Origin of the sequence: Flavobacterium macrobrachii, from assembly GCF_014486675.1 — a bacterium.
GTDB lineage: Bacteria > Bacteroidota > Bacteroidia > Flavobacteriales > Flavobacteriaceae > Flavobacterium > Flavobacterium macrobrachii.
Genome location: NZ_JACTAC010000001.1, coordinates 126403 through 133209 on the forward strand (window position 1 = coordinate 126403; position 6807 = coordinate 133209).

A 6807-nucleotide genomic window follows, 5' to 3' on the forward strand; every position below is an offset into this window, starting at 1 on the left:
AAAGAAAAAGGATGTCGCTTCCATCCGGGCTATTTAGTAAACGTTCTGTCTTTCCAAGTAAACTTTCCAAACAAAACCGAATAAATTCCTATAAAACTGCTGTAAAACGGATAAATAACGCTACTAACAATCGATAACAGAAATTTTCCTTTTCTTAAAAAGCCATTTACTTTAAAAAGTAAAATGTAATCAATTAAGTATTTCGCTAAAAACAATCCGAGAAACAATTTCCAATCCAAACAACCATAAACCGCAAACCAAAAACCGCAAATCAAACTCAAATTAGCCATCAAGACAACGATAGCTAGAATTTTAGCATAATTGTTTTTGTAACCAGTCGTTTTGCTTGCCCAACGAACGCGTTGCATGAAAAAAGCAAACAAATCATTTTCAGGTTTTGTTTTAACAATAACATCACGATGCTTTAAATAAGAAACCTTTTCGTTGGAATGAATTGCTTTTTGGAGTAAAAAAACATCATCGCCACTAGCTATTTTATTGTTTCCGTTGAAACCGTCCAATTTTTTGAAAATTTCTTTGGTATAAGCAAAATTGGCACCATTGCACATAAATGGTTTTTCAATCCCAAAACTTCCTATAGTTGTAGCTTGTAAACTCAATAAATCCAACTGTTGAAAATGATGAAACCAGTTGTTTTTTGTTTTATAAATCACCGGACAAATAATCATTTCGGGTTGGTTTTGCTGAATGAAATTATCGATAGTTTGCAACCATTTTTTTGGAACAATACAATCGGCGTCAGTTGTAATAATCCAAGGATTTTTTGCAATCGGCATCGCTCTAGCAATTGCATCTTTTTTTGGTGAATTGGATAACCGCAAATTTTCCAAAAGTGTAGTGTCAATATCATCATTTTGCATTCGCCATTGGATACAAATTCTTTCCGACAAATCTTTTGAAAAATCATCCACCATAATGATTTCAATTAATTCGTTAGGATAATTTAATTTTGAAAAAGAGCGCAAAAGCTTCGGTAGATTTTTAGCCTCATTTCTAAAAGGAACAATAATAGTAAAAGCAGTTTTGGGCGTTTTATCAATTTTTTCAAAAGATTTTACTTTGTCAAAACCAAAAAGAAGTTGGAGAATAAAAACGATATAAATCGCTAAAATCAAGAATAAAATAATTTCAATCATGATACTTTAAAATTTTTCAACACAAATTAATTGGTGATAATTTGTGAAATTGGTCTCTATTTTTGTTTTTTATTAGTTTTAAATGTTAACACAAAATAACTTCCAATAACTACAGGCAAAACCACATTCAAAAACCACATTAATGTCGAAATAAATACAACAATCCAATCATTAACACCCAATTTTCCGAAGAAAAAGATAGCAACACTTCCTTTAACGGCAAAATCCAAAAACTGAAAACTTGGTAACGATGATGCTAAAAAATAAACGGCTGCAATACTCGAAATCAGTGTAATATATGGTAAATCTACACCAAATAACAGAAATAAGAAATAATATTGATGCGAAAAAACTAAATAGCGACAAATAGCTAAACCGATGTTTTTGTTATGAATAGCTTTTGGAATTTCATTTGTTTTATGAATTAGTTTTTCAATCGAATGACCTTTGATTTTTATTTTTTTGGTAAAAAAAGAAAATAAAATCAAAAAAATAGCCAAACCAATTATCGCCAAACTCCATGTCCAATAACCTAAAATAAACAATCCAATCGTTCCAAAAACGACTGACAAAATCATTTGAATTCCATTGCAAATTAAGTTCAAGAAGATGACTTTTTTGGTTTCATTTTTACTAAAAAATAAAGCTTTTCCAGCATATTCTCCTAAACCATTTGGAGTAAAAATTCCAGCAGTCAACGCACCAAGTACTTGTTTTGAGCTTTCGCCAATACTAATTGGTTCAATGACTTTTACTAAGTTTTGCCACTTAAGAATTTCAAAATAACGATTTGCAAAACTAAAAAGTAATAAAATAAAAATACTGATAAAAGTTGCTTTTTCTTCAACCAATTGCCCAAATTTTCCCCAATCGAGAGTTTTGTCATTTGCCAATCGGTCATATATAAAATAAAAAGCACCAATAACAATCAAAAGTTTGATGATGTAAATGTGGTTTTTTTTTTGATTTTTGGGATTGGAAGTCATTAATGCAAAGTAAAACATAAAACTAAATAAATCCAAAAAACGTAAATAAGTTAAAACACATTGTAATTTTAATATTTTATAAATTTTATTTATAATTTTGGTAGCTATAAATTTTGTAAATAACTAAACAACCATGACAAAAAAACTATTTATTTTTATTTTTTTCTTTAGTCTACCGCTTTTTTCGCAAAAGGGTACTTGGGAAAGAATAACCACAACTAACGTTAAGCCTAATAAAATCGCTTCAAGACAAACATTTCCTAGTGAATTTACATTGTACAGCGGTTCTGTTGATCAAATACAAAAAAGTTTAAAGCAATCTCCGGAAAGGTTAAAGACCAATTTCTCTAATGTTATAATATCAATACCAAATGCCGAAGGAAATTTGGAAAGGTTTCAAATGTTTGAATTTTCAAATTTTGCACCTGAATTACAAGCACAATTTCCTGAAATCAGATCTTATATTGGGATTGGTATAGATGATAAGTATGCCAAACTACGCCTTAGTTCAGATCCAAACGGTATTCAAGGAATGATTTTTAGAATAGGAAAGGAGAATGAGTTTTTTGAACCTTATACTGAACAAGGTAATATTTATGCATTTTATAGCACTAACAGAAATAAAGGCGAAATGCCTTTTGTTTGTACAACAGACGATGTAAAAGTTGCTGAAGAATTAAAATTTCAAACACAAAATCAAAATAGATCAAGTAGTGGAGAGTTACTAACCTTTAGATTAGCTCTATCTTGTACTGGAGAATATGCTCAATTTTATGGAGGAACAGTAGCTTTAGCATTAGAAGGAATGAATGATACAATGACTAGAGTGAATGGTGTTTTTGAAAATGATTTAGCTATTCACATGGATTTAATTCCAAATAATAACATCATAGTTTTTACAAATCCCGCAAATGATCCCTACACTACTATTGGAAATTGGAATGCACAACTTCAAAATACTTTAACTAATTTAATTGGAGAAGCTAATTATGACATAGGGCACGTTTTTGGTGCTTCTGGTGGTGGTGGAAGTGCAGGATGTATAGGTTGCGTTTGTGATGATGGAATAAAAGGAAGTGCTAAAACTGCACCTAGTGATGGTGTTCCTGGTGGAGATACTTTTGATATAGATTATGTTGCACACGAAATGGGACATCAGTTTGGTGCTAATCATACTTATTCTCATATTGTTGAAGGTTCTGGTGTAAATGTTGAACCAGGATCGGGTTCAACAATTATGGGTTATGCAGGAATTACTTCAAGAGATGTTCAATCCAATTCAAATGACTATTTCGTTTATGCAAGTGTAAAACAAATTCAAGATAATATGCTTGGAAAAGCTTGTCCTGTTAGAATGAATTTATCAAACAGTACTCCTACTGCCGATGCTGGATTAGATTATACTATACCAAGAAGTACGCCTTTTGTATTGACTGGTGTTGCTACTGATTTAGATAATGATGCGTTGACTTATTGTTGGGAACAAAACGACTCAGCAACAAGTACTGCTCAATCTGGTGCACAAAGCGCAGCTTCACCAACCAAAACAATAGGTCCAAATTGGCGTTCATATTCACCAGTGAATACTCCAACAAGATATTTTCCTCCTTTAAATAGAGTTATTGCAAATCAATCAACTACTTCTGGTTTGGAAATTTTAACTGAGGCATTAAGTTCAGTTGCAAGAACATTGAATTTTGTCTTTACAGTTAGAGATAATTTTGCAGGTGCAGGACAAACTAATTCAGATGAAATGAGAGTTACTGTAAATGGAACGGCTGGACCATTTGTTGTAAATAGTCCAAATACTGCAGTTTCTTGGGTTGTTGGTACAAATCAAAATGTAACATGGAATGTTGCAGGAACAACTACAAATGGTGTTAATGCTGAGTTTGTTGATATTTATCTTTCTACCGACGGAGGAAATACGTACCCAATATTGTTAGCAAGTAAAGTTCCAAATGATGGAAGTGAAATTGTTACAGTACCTAATAATGTTGGTACAGCAAATAGAATTATGGTTAAAGGTTACAAGCATATTTTTTACGATATTTCTAATACCAACTTCACAATTACTGCACCAGCGTCAAGTTTTGCAGTTGCGTTTAACGGAGTTGTAGAACAACAAAATAAAGATGCTTGTTCTGGCTCTTCAGTGAGTTACTCTATTCTATACAACGTTTATTCTGGATTTATAGGTTCTACAACATTTGCCGTTACGGGTCAACCAGCTGGTTCAATAGTTACATTTTCACCAAATTCAATTTCTTCAAACGGCATTGTGACAATGACTATTTCTAACTTGTCTAATGCAACGCTTAGTTTTTACTCAATGGTTGTTACCGCAATATCTGGTGCAGAAATTAAAACGGTGCCATTTTATTTGAATTTATTAAATTCAAATTTTGCAAGTTCGGTATTGACTTCTCCAGCAAATAATGCAATTGGACAAAACACGAATTTGAATCTTACTTGGCAAGCAGATTCAAATGCTACACAATATGATGTACAAGTTTCAACAGATCAGAATTTTACAAATATTATATCTTCAGGAACATCAAATACAACAAGTTATACAGTTTCAGGATTATCTGAAGCAACAGTTTATTATTGGAGAATATTACCAAAAAATAGTGCTTGTTCAGGTGTTTACAGTTCTTCTTATCTATTTAAAACAGGACAAATTACGTGTAATAGTTTTTCTTCTTCTAATGTGCCTATTACTATTCCAACATCAAATAATGTGACAGTCAATTCGACTTTAAATGTGTCAACACCAGGAGTTATTTCGGATGTTAATGCATCAATAACTATTAATCATACTTATGTTAATGATTTGACAGTAACGTTGATTAGTCCTTCTGGCTCTCAAATTCAGCTTTTAAATAGACCATGTTCAGCACAACCTTTAGCTAACATAAATGCAACTTTTGATAATTCAGGTTCTACACTAGTTTGTGGATCAGTTAGTCCAGTTATTTCTGGTAGTTTGATACCTTTTCAAAGTTTATCAATATTAGATGGACAACAAATGAATGGAACATGGACATTGAGAGTTTTGGACTCTGCACAAGGTGATGGCGGAGCAATTACTAGCTGGTCATTAAATATTTGTAATGTTAGCGAAGTTCCTCTTAGTGTAAATGATAACACATTCCAAAATTTTGCGTTATATCCAAATCCGAACAAAGGAAACTTTACAATTAGCTTTAATTCTGATAATTCAGAAAAAATTAGTGTAGGAGTTTTCGATATTCGTGGTAGGAGTGTTTTCAATAAAGAATATCAAAACAATGGTTTATTTAATGAAAATATGCAATTAGATAATTTACAATCAGGAGTTTATTTGGTAAGAGTGCAAAATGGAAGCAAACAATTAACTAAGAAAATAGTAATTGAATAATTAAATAAATAGAGTTTCAAAAGGTCGTTTTTATAACGACCTTTTTTTATTTTTACTCAAAATTAAATCAAATTGGCAAACGAAAGAATAATATTAGGAATTGACCCAGGTACAACCATTATGGGTTTTGGGTTGATAAAAGTCATCAATAAAAAAATGGAGTTCATTCAATTGAACGAATTGATTTTGTCTAAATATGATGATCATTACACCAAGTTGAAAATCATTTTTGAGCGAACAATTGAGTTGATTGAAACCCATCATCCGGATGAAATCGCTATTGAAGCGCCATTTTTTGGCAAAAACGTTCAGTCAATGTTAAAATTGGGTCGAGCGCAAGGTGTAGCTATGGCAGCAGGTTTGTCACGTCAAATTCCTATAACAGAATACGAACCTAAGAAAATAAAAATGGCAATCACAGGAAACGGAAATGCCAGCAAAGAACAGGTTGCCAAAATGCTACAACAACTTCTCGGATTGAAAGAATTACCCAAAAATCTTGATAGTACGGATGGCTTGGCAGCTGCAGTTTGTCATTTTTTCAACACGGGAAAAGTAATTGGCGAAAAAAGTTATTCAGGTTGGGATGCTTTTGTGAAACAAAATGAAAGTAGAGTAAAAAAATAGCCAGCAGTATACCGGCTATTTTTACATTGTTCATAAAAATTTATTCTGCATATTTATATCTAAATGTACCTTGAGTAACAGCAAAGTTTATAGGTGCGCTACTATTATCAAGTTCATCAACACAGTTAAACTGAAAAGTTCCTTTCACAATTTTTGTACTAGTATTAACTTCTGTAATGACTATAGTTCCATTTTTTGTGTGTTCAGATACTTCATTTGAATTATCAATCAAATCAATGAAATGCGATGGAGGAGTGCTAAATGTTTCTTGTTCAATAGGATAAGTTCCAACTGCTATTTGAGATCTTTTTAGCCAAAGATTGATCTCAGGATTACCAAATGGACCGCCAGCTCTGCCTTGTAGAAGAACATAATCTTCAAGTGGATAATAACTCCAAATATTAGTCTCTGAAAAAGTGTTTGAACCGAAAGGATTGTTAGCCTCAAAAGTTGTGTTGTTAATTCTTGCAGTCATTGCAAATTCAGGATTATTTGTGCCACCATCATCATCTGAAGATGAACATGAAGTCAAAGCTAATGACATTGACAATAAAAGTAATGTAATTTTTTTCATTTAATTATATTTTAGTTTTTGCTAAAATATAATTATTATTGGTTTTTATGTTAATTTAAC

At 31.8% G+C, this 6807-nt stretch carries 5 protein-coding genes; 2 read left to right on the forward strand and 3 right to left on the reverse strand.

What is annotated here, in order from left to right:
* Window positions 1–29 precede the first annotated feature (29 nt).
* Both IAI56_RS00600 and IAI56_RS00605 read right to left on the reverse strand, forming a co-directional pair.
* A complete protein-coding gene (locus IAI56_RS00600; protein ID WP_187656026.1) occupies window positions 30–1157 on the reverse strand; it encodes a glycosyltransferase family 2 protein in 1128 nt (375 codons plus the stop codon).
* 56 nt (window positions 1158–1213) lie between these two features.
* Entirely contained in the window at window positions 1214–2143 is a 930-nt protein-coding gene (locus IAI56_RS00605; RefSeq protein WP_187656032.1) for a hypothetical protein, read from the reverse strand.
* A gap of 133 nt (window positions 2144–2276) precedes the next feature.
* On the opposite strand from IAI56_RS00605, the gene IAI56_RS00610 reads away from it, so the two are divergent.
* Window positions 2277–5546, forward strand: a complete 3270-nt coding sequence (locus IAI56_RS00610; protein ID WP_187656027.1) for a zinc-dependent metalloprotease — start codon at window positions 2277–2279, stop codon at window positions 5544–5546.
* Between the two features lie 72 nt (window positions 5547–5618).
* Window positions 5619–6173 carry a crossover junction endodeoxyribonuclease RuvC gene (gene ruvC, locus IAI56_RS00615; RefSeq protein ID WP_187656028.1) on the forward strand — a complete coding sequence of 185 codons (555 nt, stop codon included), beginning with the start codon at window positions 5619–5621 and terminating at the stop codon, window positions 6171–6173.
* Between the two features lie 40 nt (window positions 6174–6213).
* Here the strand turns inward: ruvC and IAI56_RS00620 are convergent, their stop codons facing one another.
* Window positions 6214–6747, reverse strand: a complete 534-nt coding sequence (locus IAI56_RS00620; RefSeq protein ID WP_187656029.1) for a DUF6252 domain-containing protein — start codon at window positions 6745–6747, stop codon at window positions 6214–6216.
* Window positions 6748–6807 lie beyond the last annotated feature (60 nt).

Coding starts and splice junctions, on each gene's coding strand:
- IAI56_RS00600 (WP_187656026.1), bottom strand. CDS start 1,157: ATGATTGAAATTATTTTATTCTTGATTTTAGCGATTTATATCGTTTTT.
- IAI56_RS00605 (WP_187656032.1), bottom strand. CDS start 2,143: ATGACTTCCAATCCCAAAAATCAAAAAAAAAACCACATTTACATCATC.
- IAI56_RS00610 (WP_187656027.1), top strand. CDS start 2,277: ATGACAAAAAAACTATTTATTTTTATTTTTTTCTTTAGTCTACCGCTT.
- IAI56_RS00620 (WP_187656029.1), bottom strand. CDS start 6,747: ATGAAAAAAATTACATTACTTTTATTGTCAATGTCATTAGCTTTGACT.